At 60.1% G+C, this 19,381-nt stretch carries 17 protein-coding genes; 10 read left to right on the top strand and 7 right to left on the bottom strand.

The genetic code is table 11. The annotated features are described in order from the left end of the window. Positions 1 to 9 precede the first annotated feature (9 nt). From EP30_RS07700 to EP30_RS07720, 6 genes are all read left to right on the top strand, one after another. Positions 10 to 792 (top strand): hypothetical protein, encoded by a 783-nt coding sequence (locus EP30_RS07700; RefSeq protein WP_140557551.1) that lies wholly within the window; start codon positions 10 to 12, stop codon positions 790 to 792. 41 nt (positions 793 to 833) lie between these two features. Beyond that, entirely contained in the window at positions 834 to 1,703 is an 870-nt protein-coding gene (locus EP30_RS07705; protein WP_140557554.1) for a restriction endonuclease, read from the top strand. Between the two features lie 277 nt (positions 1,704 to 1,980). Continuing rightward, positions 1,981 to 2,145: a hypothetical protein gene (locus EP30_RS10935; RefSeq protein WP_181160845.1), complete on the top strand. Its 165-nt coding sequence runs from the start codon at positions 1,981 to 1,983 to the stop codon at positions 2,143 to 2,145. Positions 2,146 to 2,213: 68 nt separating this feature from the next. Continuing rightward, positions 2,214 to 2,393 (top strand): hypothetical protein, encoded by a 180-nt coding sequence (locus EP30_RS07710; RefSeq protein WP_258185428.1) that lies wholly within the window; start codon positions 2,214 to 2,216, stop codon positions 2,391 to 2,393. 12 nt (positions 2,394 to 2,405) lie between these two features. Then, positions 2,406 to 2,792, top strand: coding sequence for a hypothetical protein (locus tag EP30_RS07715; RefSeq protein WP_140557556.1), 387 nt, complete (start codon positions 2,406 to 2,408; stop codon positions 2,790 to 2,792). After that, positions 2,785 to 3,057, top strand: coding sequence for a DUF4160 domain-containing protein (locus EP30_RS07720; RefSeq protein ID WP_181160846.1), 273 nt, complete (start codon positions 2,785 to 2,787; stop codon positions 3,055 to 3,057). Before EP30_RS07715 ends, EP30_RS07720 begins: the two co-directional genes overlap by 8 nt. A gap of 508 nt (positions 3,058 to 3,565) precedes the next feature. On the opposite strand, the gene EP30_RS07725 is transcribed toward EP30_RS07720, so the two are convergent. Further along, positions 3,566 to 4,213, bottom strand: coding sequence for a TetR/AcrR family transcriptional regulator (locus EP30_RS07725; RefSeq protein WP_140557561.1), 648 nt, complete (start codon positions 4,211 to 4,213; stop codon positions 3,566 to 3,568). 161 nt (positions 4,214 to 4,374) lie between these two features. Here EP30_RS07725 and EP30_RS07730 point away from each other — a divergent pair, with 161 nt between their 5' ends. Beyond that, on the top strand, positions 4,375 to 5,076 hold the full coding sequence (locus tag EP30_RS07730; protein ID WP_140557564.1) for an ABC transporter ATP-binding protein: 702 nt from the start codon (positions 4,375 to 4,377) through the stop codon (positions 5,074 to 5,076). A gap of 10 nt (positions 5,077 to 5,086) precedes the next feature. Next, positions 5,087 to 7,906: an ABC transporter permease gene (locus EP30_RS07735; protein ID WP_140557566.1), complete on the top strand. Its 2,820-nt coding sequence runs from the start codon at positions 5,087 to 5,089 to the stop codon at positions 7,904 to 7,906. Between the two features lie 169 nt (positions 7,907 to 8,075). Here the strand turns inward: EP30_RS07735 and EP30_RS07740 are convergent, their stop codons facing one another. Further along, positions 8,076 to 8,741 (bottom strand): DedA family protein, encoded by a 666-nt coding sequence (locus EP30_RS07740; protein WP_140557569.1) that lies wholly within the window; start codon positions 8,739 to 8,741, stop codon positions 8,076 to 8,078. 105 nt (positions 8,742 to 8,846) lie between these two features. Beyond that, complete coding sequence (locus tag EP30_RS07745) at positions 8,847 to 10,280, bottom strand: MDR family MFS transporter (protein ID WP_140557571.1); 1,434 nt, start codon at positions 10,278 to 10,280, stop codon at positions 8,847 to 8,849. A gap of 699 nt (positions 10,281 to 10,979) precedes the next feature. Here EP30_RS07745 and EP30_RS07750 point away from each other — a divergent pair. Continuing rightward, positions 10,980 to 12,089: an aldose 1-epimerase family protein gene (locus EP30_RS07750; protein ID WP_140557574.1), complete on the top strand. Its 1,110-nt coding sequence runs from the start codon at positions 10,980 to 10,982 to the stop codon at positions 12,087 to 12,089. A 117-nt stretch (positions 12,090 to 12,206) separates the two neighbouring features. On the opposite strand, the gene EP30_RS07755 is transcribed toward EP30_RS07750, so the two are convergent. The 4 genes from EP30_RS07755 to purF form a co-directional block, all read right to left on the bottom strand. Further along, entirely contained in the window at positions 12,207 to 13,079 is an 873-nt protein-coding gene (locus EP30_RS07755; RefSeq protein WP_094661857.1) for a LysR family transcriptional regulator, read from the bottom strand. A gap of 263 nt (positions 13,080 to 13,342) precedes the next feature. After that, the gene (gene purD / locus EP30_RS07760) at positions 13,343 to 14,608 is read right to left on the bottom strand and encodes a phosphoribosylamine--glycine ligase (protein WP_140557576.1); all 1,266 of its coding nucleotides are present in this window, start codon (positions 14,606 to 14,608) and stop codon (positions 13,343 to 13,345) included. A gap of 110 nt (positions 14,609 to 14,718) precedes the next feature. After that, positions 14,719 to 15,765, bottom strand: coding sequence for a phosphoribosylformylglycinamidine cyclo-ligase (gene purM, locus EP30_RS07765; RefSeq protein WP_140557579.1), 1,047 nt, complete (start codon positions 15,763 to 15,765; stop codon positions 14,719 to 14,721). 103 nt (positions 15,766 to 15,868) lie between these two features. Beyond that, positions 15,869 to 17,419 carry an amidophosphoribosyltransferase gene (gene purF / locus EP30_RS07770; RefSeq protein WP_140557582.1) on the bottom strand — a complete coding sequence of 517 codons (1,551 nt, stop codon included), beginning with the start codon at positions 17,417 to 17,419 and terminating at the stop codon, positions 15,869 to 15,871. Positions 17,420 to 17,740: 321 nt separating this feature from the next. Here purF and EP30_RS07775 point away from each other — a divergent pair, with 321 nt between their 5' ends. After that, complete coding sequence (locus EP30_RS07775) at positions 17,741 to 19,063, top strand: gluconate:H+ symporter (RefSeq protein ID WP_094661849.1); 1,323 nt, start codon at positions 17,741 to 17,743, stop codon at positions 19,061 to 19,063. The last annotated feature ends 318 nt before the right edge of the window (positions 19,064 to 19,381 follow it).

Consider the following 19,381-nt stretch of genomic DNA (forward strand, 5'->3'; position numbering starts at 1 on the left):
GATGAGACTATGCAAAAGAAGATATACCTGCTTGTCGGGTTCATTGTCGGATTCTGGCTGATCGCGGTCATGATCCGCACCAGCATTGATCCGGAGACCGGCGCGGAATTCGCGCAGGGGCTGAGCGCCCTGCCGTTCTCGGGCGGCATATTTGCTCTGCTCAACGCGTTCATGCACGTTGATACCGGTCTGTTCAATATCACGACCAGTCCGTTTGTCCTGGTGAGCATCCTTGTGCTCATCGTGCAGGGAGCCATTCAGTCACCGCTCATGATGATGCTCAACATGCTGTTCGGCCCGTTCCTGTTCTCCCCCTATCAGCGGGGAGGATATTCGATCGTAGGTGATTCCGACTATGAGCGCACGAAGAACAAGCTGATGTCGAAGGTCTGGAAGCTGTTGGGATCGTTGATTGCCACCATCTGCATCGCACTGTTCTCCGCATGGCTGGTGGATTACGCGCTTGGGTGGGTGAATGCCCAGATGATCGTCTGGCGGGTGTTGATATACATCGCCATCGTGGCCGTGGTCGCCGCCATCGTGGTGGTGCCGTTCGTGGTTACCTCGCAGACCGTGCATGACCTCATGCTCCGTATGCTGGGCAACTTCGCGCAGAGCTGCCTGTACGCGTTCATCACGAACGTCTGCATCATCGCCGTCGTCGCATCCATTACCGCAGGTCCGTCCATCGGACAGATCGCCATCACGTTGCTCGTGTTCATGGCGTGGATGGTCGTCTATACCGATACGGATGGATTCTTCATTCATAACCGGTCGCTGGCGGCCGTGTGATCTGGATCGCGATCAATCATTCCAATCAATGAGAGGAAGCCATGGAAGCAATCATCATCATCGCCGTCATCGTCATCGGCATCTGGGCGTATGGCAGAAAGAAGCGCAGTGATTTCGCAAGTGAATTCAACATTGTTTTCCCGGTAGGAAAATTCAAGCTGAAAAAACGCGGTCAGCCGGTGGCGGTCAACGAGTTCACCCTTGTCTATCCGCACTGGGAGTATGCCAAGGCCGATGGCACCAAGGACGCACGAAGGAGCTCGAACTCATTGATCGGGGGAGACAGCACGCTGTCCGTCGGTGCGTGGGAGGTCAGGTGTCCCAATCCGGTGCATCTGTATTCGCTGATCACCGAGTTGCGTTCCAAGGGGACCGATATCAGTCTGATTCCGCAGGAGCAGACGAAGATGAACCAAGGCTCGGTCATGTCACAGGCACGTCATGCGACCAGTCTGGCCGAGCTGATTCAGACGTTCTATGGCAAGCCTGACCTGTTCAGCCATTTCTGCGCCGATCTGTGCCGCCAGCAGGGATATGAGGTGACCGAATACAATGAGCCCGGATTCGATTTCACCGCCGAGCTTGGTGGCGTGGAAGGTCTGGTGGCCTGTTCATGTCTGAACGTGCATTCCAACGTGGGTCTGCCAGCGGTGCGTAAACTCGTCGATGCGAACGTATTGGAGGGCACGCAGGAGCTCATGTACATGACCACGGGCGGATACTCCTCGCAGGCCATCGCACTGGGCCAGCGGGAAAGGGTGCATCTGATCGACGGAACCCAGTTGATTGGCATGGTGCAACAGGCTTGGGGCGGTTCCGCGTCGTCTGAGGGAATCCCCTACACCGAGTACACGCTCACCACGGAGGAACTGATGCAAGGCTATCCCGCCGATGCGAGGATAGTCCCCTGATTCCATTGCTTGGTTCGGGGGTATTATTCAATTCCTTGTGATTCCTCTGGGGAATTCCCCTGAAGCGAGGGCCGGAGAGTGGCGATCGTGATGGTGCGGTCGCCACCCTTTTGCGTTGTCGCCGTGCGCCGGGCTGATGGTGATTGTCTGTTCGTCGTCGGAGAGCGTGGCCGTAAACTCGACACTTTCCTGCAAAGTGGCTCTTCGTATTTTGGTGTGTAGGGGTCGTGCGGTTTCATTCGTTGTGTAAAAGAGAAAATGAAGAAAACCGCGCGGCTTGCCGGTGAGTCTAGCGCGTTCGATGGTCGTGTGCTGCTCGGCCTCGCGCAATGTGTTGACGCATCCGGATCTGCGTGCGCGCGTGATTGAGATGCGTCGCGTGTTCAACACCTACGGCGACGCGCTGACCGGCATCGTCTTCGTGGTGTGTCGCAAGGACTGACGACGTACGCGGCGTGAATCGCGTCTGGCTGTTCTGGGTGCGATTAAGCTGAAAACAAATTCGACGACATGAACAACGGCACCGGCCCGAGCCTGCTGCTCGCCGAGAAGGTCAAGGCCGGCGACCTCGGTGCGAAAACCAGCAAAGGCTTCTTCTCCTGGCAGGGCGAGGACGGCCGCAAGGTGGTCGCCCACCGTGACACAGCCTTGCTGCGAGCCCTCAAAGACGACGCCGCCGAGGAGAAGTAAGCATGGGATTGGATGCAGTGGTCAGATGCCGATGCCGCCGACACCCGGTTGAGTCCCAGAGAGGCGCTTGCCTTCATGCGTGCCATGCTTTTTCGGGGCGACTCTCGTATTGCGGATGCAATCGAGATAGTATCGTTACAGGCAAGCAAGCGACCGGAGTATGCGATGAACGCTGAGAACACTTTCACCATGATGGGGATTACCACACAGTGGGATGACGACAACATCATCATCAGCGAAGACGGCTATCCTCGCAAAGCAGTGCTGAACAATGATGGGCAGATTCTTTCCTCCACGTTCGGAACTGAAGGGGAATCGTTCCTCCACCACTGGTTCATGCGGGTGAAGCCCACTGTGGATGGGCTTCGTGCCATTGATCGCGAATATGCCAATGCCTGAGATTTTCAGCTTCGCTGGTTATTCCATCTATTTCACGGCGCTTGATCGAGACCACGGCGTGCACGTTCATATTGCGCAGGGCTCCCGTCATGATCTTGCGCGTTTTGTGCTGAATTCCGATGGAACGGTCTCCCTCGCCCATAACAAAGGCGGAATCCCGGCAAAGAGCATTCGCCGGCTTCAGTTCTTCCTCACCGCCAACTATCAGGATGTTCTCGTTGCATGGCGGTTGTTCTTCGGCGCCGACTACCATTTTGACCGCTGAGATTGTCTTCCGTGTGGTAGCTCCGCATTCTCTGAAAGGGGGGTGGCGGATGCACTTACGGATGATTGTGCTTTGCTTGAATCTATGTCGTGCGCCAGGCGTGCGTCATATCGTCAGTGTCTTATAACATTATCCGTTAGCCCAAACCGTACAAACGAGAAGATTATGGGGGAGCATGGCCACGAAGACGGGTTCTGCAAAGTCGAGGGAAAAGCAACGCCGTGGTCGAAGATATGGTCAAACAGGCAATCTCCTGCACCGGCGTCGAAAACGTAGTGATCGCACAACAGTTGCCCGATGGTGGCAATAGCGCCACAAATTACAAGTCGCATATGTGATGAGCAGTTCAATGACGGCTGTACCATGATCGCACCAGTTGTCTTCTGTGCAAACAACGAAAGCGATATGCCGACTGATATCCCGCCCGGTCTTCACTTGCCGAAGATGAAGATTGATGTGAATCTTCTCTTGTGAAGAATGAAGATTGGGCCTAGTCTTTTTGCTCCGGTTATGCGCGGGTGCTTTCGGCGTGCTCGTTGGGCTTGGATGTTTGGCTTTCGCCAGCGCTCGTGCTCGCGTCCTGTGGCACGATGCGGGGAAGGAGCTCTTCGGACATGAACCGGCCGATTTTGGTGGGGTTGATGAGGTCGGGATTGTTGAGCGCCGCGCGGAACAGGCCGAGGATGCCCGAGAGATAGAAATGCTTGAGTAGTTCCAGCCGCTGACGCTCCTGTGGGTCGCTGATGTCCTCGATATCCGGGGTGTCAGGGAAGAGGATGGGCTGGATGTACGGCCAGACGCTGTTTTCGGCGCGCTCCACGAACTTCGGGTCGCCGTGCGGGCCGAGCAGCACCTTGCCGTAGCGGAACAGCGTCATGGGCACATCCGTGAGTTTGGGTGTGATGGCAAGTTTGCCGTCATGCATTGATGCGTTGAGCATCGCGTTGCGCTGGGCGATCAGGTCGTCCTCGATCTGGTCACGCACGTCTCGCACCGAGGAGAAGTACAGGTAGAATGTGGCCCGGTTGTAGCCGGCTAGGTCGGTGATCTGCTTGACGCTGATCTTCTCGATGGGCTTTTCCTCATAGAGCTTCCAAAACGCCTCCTTGATGTTGCGAATGGTCTGCCCGGTCTGTTCCGGATTCTTCTTGGCCATGGTCTCGCTCCTTGGTGAACGCTGATTGGCGGTGCTTGCTGTATTCGTTGCGAATCGCTCGATAGGTTCGCCGAAATTGTCGGTTGATGATTGATGCTTGCCTCATTATCGTGTTATCCGACGACATAGTGTCGAGTGATTAACGAGAGGAACCAACCAGCATGTCATTCCTTGAATTCCATGACGTCGTGCGTCAGTATGGCAGCAGCGAGTCGGCTGTTCTGGCGCTCAACCACGCCACCTTCGACATCGAACAGGGTGAACTCGCCGTCATCCTCGGCGCATCCGGTGCCGGCAAATCCACGGCACTCAACATCCTCGGCGGTATGGACCGCGCCACATCCGGCAGCGTGATCCTCGATGGCATGGACATCACCAAGGCCACCGAAGCGCAGCTGACCGACTACCGTCGCTTTGACGTCGGCTTCGTCTTCCAGTTCTACAACCTCGTCCCCAACCTCACCGCACTCGAAAACGTGGAACTCGCGTCGCAGATCTGCCCCAACGCCCTCGACGCACGAGAAACACTCGACAAGGTTGGCCTCGGCGAGCGCCTTGCCAACTTCCCGGCACAGCTGTCCGGCGGCGAACAGCAGCGCGTGTCCATCGCCCGCGCCCTCGCCAAGAACCCCAAGCTGCTGCTGTGCGACGAGCCGACCGGCGCACTCGACTACAACACCGGCAAGCAGATCCTCCAGCTCTTGCAGGACTCCTGCCGCCAACGCGGCATCACCGTGGCGCTCGTCACCCACAACTCCGCGCTCGCCCCCATGGGCGACCGTCTGATCCGCTTCCGGTCGGGCAAGGTCACCGAGATCACGGCCAATCCGAACCCGACCCCCATCGCCGACATCGAATGGTAGGTGACATACGATGGCACAGACTCATACTCGCACCCGGCGCCGTGGCGGACACGGCGCCCTGTGGAAGGACGCATGGCGGGCCATCGCCGGCAACAGCAAACGATTCGCCGCCATCGCGGTGATCTGCGCGGTCGGCGTGATGATGATGGGCGCCCTGTCGTCCATCGGCAACGATCTGCGCGGCGGTCTCGACGACTTCTTCGACGGCACGTCCATGCACGATCTCACCATCGTGTCGACCCTAGGATTCGATGACGACGACATCGCCGCCATCCGCAACGCGGACGGCGTGGCCGACGCCGCCGGGCAGCGCACCGAAAGCGCCTACACCAGAATCGACGGCGCACAGGCCTCGGCCACGGTGAGCGCACTCAACGATCGTCACCTCGACGAACCGTATCTCCAGAACGGACGACTGCCGAAGAGCGATCATGAGATCGCCGTCACGCAGCAGTATCTCGACGACAGCGGCAAGCACATCGGCGATACGATGACTTTCACCCCCGAAACGACCGCGACCGCGGTGACGGCCGTTGCCGACAATACGTCGATGACAACCGACTCGTCCGAATCCGATACGTCCGACACGGACAGTACGACAGGCACCTTCGACGATGGCGACTACATGATCGTCGGCACGGTCATCGACCCGAACGACATCGTCAACCCGTCCGGTCCGATGGCACTCGTATCCGGAGCCAAAACCGTATACCCGCTCTTCGTGTCCTCCGACGCGGTCGTCGATACCGAATCCCCGTACACATCCGTGATCGTATCCGTGTCCGGTGCCAAGGAACTGAACACGTATCACGAGGATTACACCACCCGCGTGGCCGATACCCAGAAGGCCATCGAAACCATCCAATCCGAACGCGAACAGGCACGCACGAACACGGTCAAGGATGCCATCCGCCAGCCCATCGAAGACAAGCTCAACGAGCAGAAGGCAACAATCGACGCCCTGCCCGACACCAACCCCGCCAAGGCCGTCGCCGAACAGAAGATCGCCGACGCCGAAGCGCAGCTGAGCAGCAAGCTCGACGCCATTCCCACGGCCAAATGGATCATCCGCGACCGCAACGCGCTCGCCAGCTACGCGGATGTGAAGACCGAAAGCGAGATGATCTCCCGTCTCGGCAAGCTGTTCCCGATCCTGTTCCTCGTCATCGCGATCCTCGTGAGCCTGACGGCCGTGGCGCGCATGGTGGAGGAGGACCGCCAGCTCATCGGCACATGCAAGGCGCTCGGCTACACGCGGCATGAGACTATGCTCAAGTACCTGCTGTATTCGGCGTCGGCGGTGATCGCGGGCGGTGTGATCGGTGATCTCATCGGTCTGCTGGGATTGCCGTTCGTGTTCACCAAACGCATGCTGCACATCCTCTACGTGATCCCCACCTACCCGCTGATCATCGACTGGACGATCGGCATCGGCGGCATCCTGCTGTTCCTGGTGCTTATCACCGGCAGCGCGATGGTGGTCTGCGGAGGATCCCTGCGGCTCGAACCGGCCGAACTCATGCGCCCCAAGGCACCGAAGGCCGGCAAGACGATTCTGCTGCAGCGCATCGGATTCATCTGGAACCATCTGTCGTTCCTCGGTAAGGTGACCGCGCGTAATCTGTTCCGCTACAAGAGCCGTGCGCTTATGGTGATCGTCGGCGTGGTGGGATGCACCGCGCTTATGACGGCGGGCTTCGGCATGGGCAACTCCGCGCTGACGCTGATGCCGCGGCAGTTCAGTGAGATCGCCACCTACGATGTGATGGCCGTGACCAAGCCGGCTGATTATGACAAGGTGCAGGACGATCTCGACAAGGATTCCGCGGTGAAGTCCACGCTGCCGCTGCATGTCGAGAGCGCTACGCTGTCCGCTGCGGATGGGGAATCCGGGTCTTCTGGGTCTTCGTCTTCGGAGACCTCCGACGAGAAGCTCACCGTGCAGCTTATGGTGGTGCCCGATGGGGAATCGCTCGACGGCTACCTCGATCTGCACACCACGGACGGCGAACCGCTGACGCTCAAGGATTCCGGCACCGGCGGCGCATCCGGCAAGGCTGCGGCCATCGTGACCGCCAACGCGGCGGAGACCTTGGGACTGCAGAACAACAGCACGGTCAACCTCGCCGACGCCATGATGGACGATGCTGATATCGCCGTCACCGGCGTGGCGCAGTACTACACCGGCAACATCGTGGTCATGACCGAAAGCGCTTACAGGCAGGCGTTCATGGCGGATGATGCCGGTTCCGGGACCGATGCCGGAAGCGATTCCGGGGATCTGCAGCTCAACGCCGATCTGATCACCGTGGACGGCGATGATGATGCGCAGATCTCGTTCGCCGACCGGCTTGCTACGCAGGATGAATACCTGTCCGTGGTGAGCACGGCCAAGCAGACGCGCGACTTCTCGAAGAGCTTCATGATCTTCTTCGTGATGATCGGCTTCATTGTGGTCATGGCGGCGATCCTGGCCATTGTGGTGCTGTACACGCTCGCTTCCACGAACATCTCCGAACGTGAGCGTGAGCTCGCCACCATCAAGGTGCTGGGTTTCCGACGCAAAGAGGTGCACGGCTACGTGAACAAGGAGCTGCTGTTGCTCAGCGTCATCGGCATTGCGATCGGCTTGCCGTGTGGACGCGGGCTGCTCGGATTCCTGCTCAGCCAGCTTGATCTGCCGGGCATGAACATCGTGCCGAACGTGGCCTGGTACTGCTACGCGGTGGCCGCGCTGCTCGCGCTCGTGTTCACGCTCATGGTCGAATGGGCGACCAACAAGTCGCTTGACCGCATCGACATGGTGGGCGCTCTGAAGAGCCCCGAGTGATGCACGTCATCGGGAAAGCCGCCCCGACTACGAAATACGGGCTGAATAGGACGAAATCGGCAATTCGTAGAGGCTACCGGACGTTTTCGGAGGTGAAACCGTCCGTACCACACTACGAATCGCGGGAACCGTCTTATTCAGCCCGTATTTTTGCTAGTGAAGCACTACGCTACTTGCGCGCGTGCCGGCCTCGTCGCGTGAACAGCTTGCGCGACACGTACCAGATTACGAATACGACCGCGGCGATGATCACCACGTATTCGAATCGGTCGAGAATCGTGAGAATGCCGCACCACTGGCCACCGAGCAGGTATCCGGCCATCACCAGGAACGTGTTCCACACGGCCGAGCCGATCGCGGTGAGCAGGGTGAAACGCAGCGGGTTGGTCTTGGCGATGCCGGCGGGAATGGAGATCAGGCTGCGCACCACCGGAATCACGCGGCCCACGAGAATCGAAACGGATCCATAGCGGTCGAACCATGCGTTCGCCTTGTCGATGTCGGAGGCCTCGGTCAGCGGCATCCGGTCGAACAGGCGACGGATGCGGTCGGCGCCCACCGCCCGGGCGATGCCGTACAGCACCAGTGCGCCGGCGACCGAACCGCAGGTCGCGCCGATGATCGCCTCGGCCAGACCCATGTGACCCTGCGCGGCGGTGAGTCCGGCCAGCGGCAGAATCACCTCGCTGGGGATCGGAGGGAACAGGTTTTCCAGAAATACGGCGAATCCGGTGCCGAATCCTCCCAGCGTGCTCATCAGACCGACCAGCCACTGGGAGATGGCGCCAATGAAACCGCCCGAATCAACCGGGCATGAAGTACCAGTCAACGTCATAATCTCTCACCATACGGCACACCCCTCGACGGGGGTGGCGTATACGTAGACGTATGCGTAGGTGTAGGCGAGGGAGGGAGTTCGCCGACGGTTGCCGGAGGCAATTCAGGCGTTCGTCTTCGGCCGTTCCCGAACGAAGAACGACAACACGAACGCGGTGAATGCCACGATCGTAGACACGGTGAACACGGCATCCACGCCATGCGCGAGTCCGGCCTGAGCCGAGCCCGCCTGCGATGCGGGCAGCGTGTTCATGGTCATGATCGTGAAATACAGGGCGATGCCGATGGCGGCCATCGTCTGACGAAGCGTGTTGTTCATGGCGGTGCCGTGGGGGATGAGCGGTCCGGTCAACTGGTTGAGCGCCGTGGTGGTCAACGGCATCAGGCAGAACGCCACGCCGGCCATCATCAGGGTGAAGAACACCGCCGGATACCACGCCGGCGTGTCTGCGGTCATACGGGATAAGGCGAACGCCGCGATCGTGACCAGTGCGATTGCCGGCGGAGCGAGCCTGCGAATGCCGAACCGGTCGAACAGTCTGCCGGCAATCGGATTGAACACGCCTTCGGCCACGCCGCCGCCCATCAGCAGCAGACCGGATTGCAGGGCGGTCATGCCGAGCGAGTTCTGGATGTACATCGGCAGGATGTTCATCGAGGTGATGAAGGTGACGAACACCAATACCACCACGATCATCGACAGACTGAACATCGGTCGGGAGAACACGCGGAAGTTGAGCATCGGCTGATTCAGATGCATCTGTCGGTAGATGAACACGCACAACGCCACCACGCCCACGATCAGCGTTCCCAGCGTCTCGGGCGACGTCCATCCCGCCTGACCGGCCAGACTGAAGCCAAGCAGCAGACCGCCGAAACCAAGCGTGGACAGGATGATCGACGGAATGTCAATGCTCGGATCGGTCTGTTCCGTCACGTTCCGCACCGTGGGGATGGCGGCGGCCAGCACGATTACGGCGATCACGATCAACGGCACGAACAGGAAGCGCCATGGCAGGAAGTCAATGATCAGACCTGACAATGTGGGACCCAGCGCCGGGGCGAACGCGATGACCAGTCCGAACCAGCCCATCGCCGTGCCGCGCTTCTCTGGCGGGAAGGTGAGGAACAGCACGGTTTGCAGCAACGGCATGAGAATGCCAGCCCCGCACGCCTGCAGCACTCGGCCGGCCAACAGCACCCAGAATCCGGGGGCCGCAGTGCAGACGATCGTGCCGAACAGGAACATGCCCACCGCATAGAAGAACAGCTGACGCGTGGTGAACCGCTGGATCAGGAAGGCTGTGATCGGGATCATGATGCCGTTGGTGAGCATGAAACCGGTGCTCAGCCATTGTGCCGTGTTGCTGGTGATGTTGAATTCGATCATCAGATGAGGCAGCGCTGACGTCATGAGCGTCTGATTGAGAATTGCGGTGAACGAGCCGACCATCATGATGATGATGGGAAGGATCGGGGTTTTCGATTGGCTGGTCTTCTGGCTGGTTGTTGGCGTGGTCGTTGGCGTGGTCGGCATAGGGCACCTCGCAGATATCTCGGATCGTGTCGTATTCGTAGTGCATGAATGGAATCCAGCCGATTTCGGTCGTCATTGGTGTCTCCGTGCGATGTCGATTCCGCGTGCCGTGTCGTATGACGGACGGACAGCGGATGACGCGGCGGAATCCGGTTCTGTTGGCCGGACGCGGACACGGATTGATGACGTAGCCCCCGCGAGGATTCCCATAAATCCGCGTAATAGTCTATCGGCACTGTGGACAAGCCCGAACGGGGATCAGGGTGGGTGGGGGCGGCTGTCTGCGGAGGCAAACGCGTTTTTGGGGAGGGGGGCTCCGGTCTGGCGGTCTATATGGCTTTCCCTAGGCAGATTGTGATCTTTGCAAGCATCTATCCTCGCTTCCCTAGGTTGTCGGGAAATTATGGCTTACGTGATTTACTCCGTGTATTGGCTTCATGGGATAGGTTCTAGCAGAACTCTCTGTTTTCTTGTTGTGGGCTATTATGGCGAGTGCCTAGCGAAGGCGTATTAGATCCCGAGGATTCTCCGAATCTGCCTAGTGAACGGGGGATAGGTGTCAAAAGCGTGGATATTCATTTCCCGGCAGATTGTGAAACCGGTTTCTAGTATTGTGGGGATTGGATTCGCCGGCGTGGATGCCGTACGAACCACGAACCGGCGATGGTTTCACCAGATGATCAGATGAAAGGCAGGATCATGCCAACGAACAATGCCCCGGTACGGGGTACCGACAAACCCACCCGCGTCGATATGCTCGCCCATATGGGCAGCATTCAGCAGGCCGCCTACGTGCGTCCGATCGAGTATCAGGAGGGACGCGCCCACGGGCTGCGCGCCATCGAGGTGAAGAACGGTCCGCTGCGGTTCATGTCCATGGCGGATCGTGCGCTGGACGTGGCCCAGATCGAATACCGTGGTGAGAACCTCACGTTCCTGTCCAAGCCGGGACTCAACGGCCGCAACCAGTTCGACACCAACGGATTGGAGGCACAGCGTTCGATTATGGGCGGTCTGTTCTTTACCTGCGGATTCGAGAACATCTGCGCCCCGTACGTGACGCCTGAGGGCAGCGACTACCCGGCCGGCAGCTATCCGATGCACGGCCGTATCCGCACCACGCCCGCCGAGCACATCTGCTCCGACGCCCACTGGACCGCCGATGGCGACTACGTGCTGGAACTGAGCGGCGAGATGCGCGAGGCCGAACTGTTCGGCGAGAACATGGTGCTGCGCCGTCGCATCACCAGCGTCTACGGCACCCCGTCGATCACGGTCGAGGACGAGGTGACCAACGAAAGCTTCCGCAACGAACCGCTGATGTGGATGTATCACTGCAACTTCGGCTGGCCGCTGCTGGACAACGGCGCGCAGGTGATCATTCCTAGCCGCAAGGCCACGCCGCGCGATGACACCACAGCCGCGGACACCACCCCGTGGAACGAGATCGGCGCCCCGGAGGCGAACAAGCCGGAAAGCGTATACCTGCATGATCTGGCCGCGGACAAGGACGGCCGCAGCTTCGCCGCCGTGGTGAACTGCGGGCTTGGACTGGGCGTCGTCATCGACTTCGCGGCCAAGGACTTCCCGTATTTCATGGAGTGGAAGTCGATGGGCTCCGGTGACTATGTGGTCGGTCTCGAACCGTCGAACTCCAGCGTGCATGGCCGCGGCTGGCATGAGCAGCGCGGCGATCTGCACATGATCGCGCCCCAGACCAGCGAACGCAAGACGATCACCTTCACCGTGATCGAAGGGGATGCCGCCATCGACGCGCTGATCGCCCGCCGCGACGCGTTGCTTGCGTAGAATACGCGCGGAACTGCATTGCGGATATGCGGAGGATGGCAGACGCGTCTGGATACGTCTGCCATCCTTCCGCCGTCCGGATAATTGCGGATAATTGCCGTTTTGCCGTTTGAGTGGTTATCCGAGATATCGCGCGAATTCAATGGCCGCAGGTGATCGCATACCCTGCTTTTTCCAGACGAACACGGTTTCGCAGTCCAATGCCGGACTCAGCGGGATCATGCGTACGCCGGGGTAGGTGTTGCCGAGGTCGTAGCACAGGTAGATGCCCATGCCGTTGGCCGCCATATTCGCCCCGTTGCCGGGGAGATTGCAGTAGCCGGCGATGGTGAGACTGTTGAATTGGGAGTCGTGGGCGTTGTCGTCGAACCAGTTGATGAGCAGTCGACGTACGGATGCACGTGACGGCAGAATGAGCGGTGTACCACGCAGATCGTCGGGCGTGACCGTCTCTCGCGTGGCCAATGGATGGTCGTCGGGCACGAACGCACCCCAATGGTCGGGGATTCCGGGACGCAGATAGTCGTATTGGTCGACGTCGACTGGTTCGGTGAGCAGACCGAAGTCCATAAGTCCTTGTTCGATCCGTTCCTGAATAAGGTCGGATGTGGTGCTGGTCACGTGGAATTTGACGTTGGGATGCAGGGCGCGGAAGGCGCTCATGTGCTGGGAGAGGTAGGTCATGGCGCGTACTTCGCCGCATCCGATGACGATTTCGCCGGTGAGTTCGTGGGCGGATCGTTTGAGTTCGCCGACGGTTTTGTCGGTGAGGGCGACGATGGATTGTGCGCGCTCGCGGAGGAGTTGCCCTTCGTCGGTGAGGGTGATGGTGTGTGGTCCGCGATGGAAGAGGGTGACGCCGAGTTCCTCTTCGAGTTGTTTGAGTTGCCGGGAGAGCGTGGGCTGGGAGAGGCGTAGGAGTTGGGCGGCCCGTGTGATGTTGCCTTCCTCGGCGACCGCCAGAAAATACCGCAGCACGCGCAGTTCCATGATGCCGTTCCTTCCTGTGGCGTGGTTGCGCCGGCATTCAGCGCAACCACGCCTGTCCAGAAACCTGAAACAAAATACTGCGTGTGTCGTCAAGGCGCAGCAGACGAAGGCGTATATGAATACGTCGAGTCTGCCGTAACGCAGGCGACACTGCAGTTTTCTCGTTTCTGAAGTGAGATAACGCGTGTGTCGTCAAGGCGCAGAACGCGAAGGCGTATATGAATACGTCGAGTGTTCTGCAACGTAGACGACACTCCGTTATCTCACTTCAGGGCTTTGGCACCGATGTCGTGGCGATAAAACATCCCCGGTGTTTCAAGCGCGTCAATGATCTTGTAGACCTTGTCCTGCGCGGCTTGGAGGGTGTCGGCGGTGGTTTCGACGAGGAGGACGCGGCCGGAGTTGGCGACGAGGCGGTCGCCGTCCTGCTTGACGCCGGCGTAGTAGACGTGGGAGTCGGGGTCGACGGGGATGGTGGGGACAGGGGCGCCCTTGATAACGTTGACGGGGTAGCCGTCGGAGGCGAGGACGACGCCGAGGGTGGCGCGCTGGTCATCCCAGGTGAAGGTGGGGGTGTCGCCGTTGAGGAGGGCCCAGATGCCGGCGCCGAGGTCGGAGGTGAGCTTGGGGAGGACGACTTCGGTTTCGGGGTCGCCGAAGCGGGCGTTGAATTCGATGACCTTGGGGCCGTCGGCGGTGGCGATGAGGCCGGCGTAGAGGATGCCGTTGAAGGGGGTTCCTTCGTCGACCATGGCGGAGGTGACGGGCTTGACGATGGTGTCGATGGCCTGGTCGATGACGCTCTGGGGGATCTGGGGGACGGGGCTGTAGGCGCCCATGCCGCCGGTGTTGGGGCCCTTGTCGCCGTCATAGGCGCGCTTGTGGTCCTGGGAGATGGGCATGGCCCAGAATTCCTTGCCGCGGACGAAGCTCATGAGGGAGAATTCCTGGCCTTCGAGGAATTCCTCGATGACGACGGAGGCGCCGGCGGCACCGAAGCGGTGATCGACGAAGATGTCTTCGAGGGCCTTGTAGGCGTCGTCTTCGGTCATGGCGACGGTGACGCCCTTGCCGGCGGCGAGTCCGTCGGCCTTGACGACGATGGGTGCGCCCTTGGCTGCGACGTAGGCGCGGGCGTCGGCGAGGTTGTCGAAGGTGGCGTAGGCGGCGGTGGGAACGTTGTGGCGTTCCATGAGTTCCTTGGCGAAGGTCTTGGAGCCTTCGATCTGGGCGGCGACCTTGTTGGGGCCGAACGCCTTGATGCCGGCGGCTTCGAAGTCGTCGACGAGGCCTTCGATCAGCGGCACTTCGGGGCCGACGAACACCCAGTCGATGGCGTTCTGCTTGGCGTATTCGATGAGGGCGGCGTGGTTGGATTCGTCGATCTGGACGATCGTGATGCCGTCGGACTGCATGCCGGGGTTGCCGGGTGCGCAGGAGACTTCGCTGACGGTGTCGCCCTTGAGGAGGGTGTGGGCGATGGTGTGTTCGCGGGCGCCGGAGCCGATGACGAGGACTTTCTGTCCCATGTTCTGTTCCTTTCTGCGGGAATGGGTTCGGCCGACGACGGAGGAACGGTCGCCGGCCGAACTGTGTTCGACGCTATTTCAGCTATTTCGATGTGGGGATGGTACGAGGCTCACAGACCCTTGTGCAGCTGGACGCGCGTGCCGTCGATGTCCTTGACGATGCGGCCCACGGTGTGGTGTACTTCGCCTTCGGCATCGAGGATGCGTTCGACGTCGGCGACCTTGTCGGGGGAGACGATCAGCACCATGCCGATGCCCATGTTGAAGATGTTGTACATTTCCAGCTCGTCGATCTCGCCCAGCTGCTGGAGCAGGCGGAAGATCGGCGGCACGTCCCAGCTGGTGATGTCGAATGCGGCGGCCAGGCCTTCGGGGATGATGCGGGGCACTTTTTCGATGAAGGCACCGCCGGTGATGTGGGCCACGCCGTGCAGCAGATCGTCTTCCGCGAACAGGGGCTTGAGCGCCTTCGCGTAGATGCGGGTGGGCTTGAGGATCTCCTCGCCGAGGGTTTCGCCTTCCAGCTCGGGGAGCTTGGCGTCGATGCTCAGGTCGTGGTCCTTGAACAGGATCTTGCGCACCAGCGAGTAGCCGTTGGAGTGGATGCCGGAGGACGGCAGGCCGATGAGGACGTCGCCTTCGGCAATGGTGCTGCCGTCGATGATCTTGGACTTCTCGACCACGCCGACGGTGAAGCCGGCCAGATCGTACTCGTCGGGGTCGTACATGTCGGGCATTTCGGCGGTTTCGCCGCCGACCAGTGCGGCACCGGCCTGCACGCAGCCGTCGGCCACGCCTTTGACGACCTGCTCGAGCAGTTCGGGATCGTTCTTGCCGCAGGCGATGTAGTCGAGGAAGAACAGCGGTTCGGCACCCTGGGCGAGGATGTCGTTGACGCACATGGCGACGCAGTCCTGGCCGATGGTGTCGTGCTTGTTCGCCATCTTGGCGACCATGAGCTTGGTGCCGACGCCGTCGGTGCCGGAGACCAGCACCGGCTCCTTGTAGCCGAGGGAGGACAGGTCGAACAGACCGCCGAAGCCGCCGATGCCGCCGGCGCCCGGACGCATGGTGCGGGCCACATGGGACTTGATGCGGTTGACTACCTCGTAACCGGCCTCGACGCTGACTCCAGCATTCTCATACGCTTGGGGCATGATGCACCTTTCTTGGGTGATAATAGTGGTTTATCGATGGGATCGATGTTATGAAAAACTTGGATTACCTGGATTACTTGGATTGTTTATGAATTGAGACTGTCTACTCGTCGTCTGATACGGCGCTGGTCTCGTTGGGATCTTCGACGTCGCCGGCACGCTGGCAGGAGTACTCGTTGCCGATGTACTTGCTCTTGTACAGCGCGAACTTCGGCAGACGAACGCGATCCTCGGCGGTGAGCGACTTGAGGAAGTCCTGCTCGTAGTCGTCGAGCGCGGTGGGGTAGTCGCCGTTGAAGTAGGCGACGCACAGACCGCCGTACGGGGCGTCGGTGTTCAGTCCGATGCATTCGACCAGTCCGTCGAGCGACAGGAACGACAGCGAGTCGGCGCCGATGTATTCGCGGATCTCCTCGACGCTCTTCTTGCCGGCGATGAGTTCCTTGGTGGTGGAGATGTCTATGCCGTAGAAGCAGGGGTACTTGAGCGGCGGCGAGCTGATGCGCATATGCACTTCGGCGGCTCCGGCCTCACGCAGCAGCTGGACGATGCGCTTCGACGTGGTGCCGCGCACGATCGAATCGTCGATCACGACGACGCGCTTGCCTTTGACCACGCCGCGCACGGCGGACAGCTTCATACGCACGCCCTGCTCGCGCAATTCCTGCGTGGGCTGGATGAACGTACGTGCCACGTACTGGTTCTTGATCAGACCCATTTCGTTGGGCAGTCCGCTGGCTTCCGCGTAGCCGGATGCGGCGGACAGGGAGGAGTTCGGCACGCCGATCACCATGTCCGCATCCACCGGGGACTCCTGGGCGAGACGGGCGCCCATGCGCTTGCGTGCGGAATGCACGTTCACGCCGTAGATGTCGGAGTCGGGGCGGGCGAAGTAGATGAACTCCATGGAACAGATCGCCAGCTGCGTCTTGTTCGTGTACTGCACGATCCTGTAGCCGTGATCGTTGACCACGACGATCTCGCCGGGGCGGATGTTGCGCACGAGCTCGGCGCCCACCACGTCGAGCGCGCACGTTTCGGAGGCGAGCACGTAGGCGCCGTTCTTCATCTTGCCGAGGCTCAGGGGACGGAATCCATTCGGATCGAGCGCGCCGATCATGGCGTCCTCGGTCATGATCAGATAGGCGAATCCGCCGTGCACCGTGTTGAGGGATTCCTTGAGCTTGTCCATGAACGTACGCTGGTTGGAGCGACGGATCAGGTGCATGAGCACTTCGGTGTCGGAGTTGGAGTGGAAGATCGCGCCTTCATCCTCGAGATTGCGGCGCAGGGTGCGGCAGTTGGTGAGGTTGCCGTTGTGGCACAGGGCCATGTCGCCGTCGTGGAAGCGGAAGATGAACGGCTGGATGTTGTCGGTGGAGCCGGAGCCGGCGGTGGCGTAGCGCACGTGGCCGATGGCGCGGTTGCCCTTGAGTCGGGCGATCTCGCGTTCGTCGCCGAATACCTGAGTGAGCAGACCGAGTCCGCGGTGGCCGATCAGATGTCCGTTGTCGTTGGAGACGATGCCGGCACCCTCCTGGCCGCGGTGTTGCAGGGCGTGGAGCCCGAAGTAGGTGAGGCGTGACGCATCGGGGTGTCCCCAGACGCCGAATACGCCGCATTCTTCATGAATTTCTTCCAGTTCGGCGGACAAGCAACCGCTCCTTCCGTGGAAAAGTCAAGGGATTATCGCTCATAAGACTTTACCAAGCAAGGGCTACATTCCGCCGTTCACGCGTCCTTGCGACTCGCTACGGGGGTCTGCGTCGAGCAATACATGGCAACAGGTGATGTCGACGCTGATGCAGCGACAATAATGGCGAATTGTGCACAGGCACGGCAAGCAGGGACGCCGTGTCGTCTGCTCGGCGAAGATGCTGATGAGGTTGTCGGCGTCACCGTTGAGCCGCACAAGGTTGGGCAATAGTCAAGATGTCGCTGATCCTATGAATCGCGACTGAACGGAGTTGGGAAGATGATTCAACTTATCTGGGTGCTGGTGGGCATATGCCTGCTGGTCGTCCTGAATCTGAAATTCAAGATGCACAACATGCTGTCGCTGCTGCTGGTGGGTCTGTTCATCGCTCTGACGGCGGGCATTCCGATCGACAAGATCATCACCGCCGTCGAAACCGGCGTGGGCGGCATCTTCGGCAAACTGGCGATCATCATTCTGTTCGGTGCCATCATCGGCAAGATCATGACCGATACGGGTGCCAGCCAGCGCATCGCCGACACCGTCATCGAAAAATGCGGCACCAGATTCCTGCCCGTGGGACTGATGTTCATCGGTGTGATCTTCGGTATCGCCATGTTCTACGAGGTCGCCTTCCTGATCTCCGTGCCGCTGGTGCTTGCCGTGGCCAAGAAGGCCAAGGTTCCGTACATGAAGCTGGTCATTCCGATCGTCACCGGCTGCACGATGGGCCATTCGCTGTTCCCGCCGCAGCCCGGCCCGGTGGCTCTGGTCGCCGCGTTCGACGCCGATATCTCCAAGGTGTACATCTACGGCATTCTCGCCATCATCCCGGCGTTGCTGTGCGCCGGACTGCTGCTGCCGAAGTTCCTTCCCGGCATCAAGAGCATTCCTCTGAACTCCATGCTCAAACCGGCTCCGACCATGCCGGAGGATCAGCTGCCGTCGTTCGCGTCCTCCATCTCCATTCCGCTCACGCCTGCGGTGGTGATGATCGCGTCGTCCGTGGTCAAGGAGTTCTTCGACGAGAAGTCCACGGTATACAAGGTGTTCGGGTTCATCGGCTCCGCCGAGATCTCCATGCTGCTTGCACTGTTCGCCGCGTTCTTCCTGCTGATGCGGAGCCGTGGGCAGACCATCGCCGATCTGACCGGCAAGATGGAGGAGGCCATTGGCCAGGTGGGTAACGTGCTGATCGTGATCTGCTCCGGCGGCATCATCAAGGAGGTCATCATCGAATCCGGTGCCGCCGATCACATCGTGCAGCTGGTGTCCGCGATTCCGGTGTCGCCGTTCATCATCGCATGGATCATCACCGCAATCATTCGTGTGCTCACCGGTCAGGGTGCCGTGGCCGCCATCACCGCTGCCGGCATGGTCGCCCCGCTCGTCACCCAGTTCGGACTCGATCCGGCGCTGATGGTGATTTGCGTGGCCTGCGGCTCCAACACCATCACGCTGATGTACGACGGCGGTTTCCTGCTGTTCAAGGAGACGTTCGGCATTTCGATGAAGGACACCTTCAAGACGTGGGGTCTGCTGGAGCTGATCAACTCCGTGGTCGGCCTCCTCGCCGTCCTCGTCATCGACCTCTTTGTGTGAGCATGAAATGAGCGAGGCGAATGCGATGAACGATATGAGGAATCCCGACGATGTGACGACCCGGAGAACGTGGACGTTGCGTAGCAAGCGCAGGCATTACTTCGATTCCTCCGTGCCGCTCGATGAATGGGATCCGTATCAGCTCGATCTTGTCGTCGGCGATCTCGATAGTGTGTCTCTACGTGCGGTGCCGGAGGGAGTGGAAGTCGACAACGCTTCGACTGACGATGCCGTGTGTCTGTGGATGCCGGGACGGGGGAATGTCTGCCCGTATGGAGTTATCGATGTCGATGTTGCCGGAACTGCGGAATCGTCCAC

It is taken from the genome of Bifidobacterium sp. UTCIF-39 (genome assembly GCF_006408715.1).
Lineage (GTDB): Bacteria > Actinomycetota > Actinomycetes > Actinomycetales > Bifidobacteriaceae > Galliscardovia > Galliscardovia tissieri.

Bases quoted from the DNA above. Each gene is read 5' to 3' on its own strand.
- EP30_RS07720 (WP_181160846.1), top strand. From the start codon at position 2,785: ATGCCTGAGATTTTCAGCTTCGCTGGTTATTCCATCTATTTCACGGCG.
- purD (WP_140557576.1), bottom strand. From the start codon at position 14,608: ATGGGACAGAAAGTCCTCGTCATCGGCTCCGGCGCCCGCGAACACACC.
- EP30_RS07710 (WP_258185428.1), top strand. From the start codon at position 2,214: ATGAACAACGGCACCGGCCCGAGCCTGCTGCTCGCCGAGAAGGTCAAG.
- EP30_RS07750 (WP_140557574.1), top strand. From the start codon at position 10,980: ATGCCAACGAACAATGCCCCGGTACGGGGTACCGACAAACCCACCCGC.
- EP30_RS07715 (WP_140557556.1), top strand. From the start codon at position 2,406: ATGCAGTGGTCAGATGCCGATGCCGCCGACACCCGGTTGAGTCCCAGA.
- EP30_RS07740 (WP_140557569.1), bottom strand. From the start codon at position 8,741: ATGACGTTGACTGGTACTTCATGCCCGGTTGATTCGGGCGGTTTCATT.
- EP30_RS07730 (WP_140557564.1), top strand. From the start codon at position 4,375: ATGTCATTCCTTGAATTCCATGACGTCGTGCGTCAGTATGGCAGCAGC.
- EP30_RS07705 (WP_140557554.1), top strand. From the start codon at position 834: ATGGAAGCAATCATCATCATCGCCGTCATCGTCATCGGCATCTGGGCG.
- purM (WP_140557579.1), bottom strand. From the start codon at position 15,765: ATGCCCCAAGCGTATGAGAATGCTGGAGTCAGCGTCGAGGCCGGTTAC.
- EP30_RS07735 (WP_140557566.1), top strand. From the start codon at position 5,087: ATGGCACAGACTCATACTCGCACCCGGCGCCGTGGCGGACACGGCGCC.
- EP30_RS07775 (WP_094661849.1), top strand. From the start codon at position 17,741: ATGATTCAACTTATCTGGGTGCTGGTGGGCATATGCCTGCTGGTCGTC.
- EP30_RS07700 (WP_140557551.1), top strand. From the start codon at position 10: ATGCAAAAGAAGATATACCTGCTTGTCGGGTTCATTGTCGGATTCTGG.
- EP30_RS07725 (WP_140557561.1), bottom strand. From the start codon at position 4,213: ATGGCCAAGAAGAATCCGGAACAGACCGGGCAGACCATTCGCAACATC.
- EP30_RS07755 (WP_094661857.1), bottom strand. From the start codon at position 13,079: ATGGAACTGCGCGTGCTGCGGTATTTTCTGGCGGTCGCCGAGGAAGGC.
- EP30_RS07745 (WP_140557571.1), bottom strand. From the start codon at position 10,280: ATGCCGACCACGCCAACGACCACGCCAACAACCAGCCAGAAGACCAGC.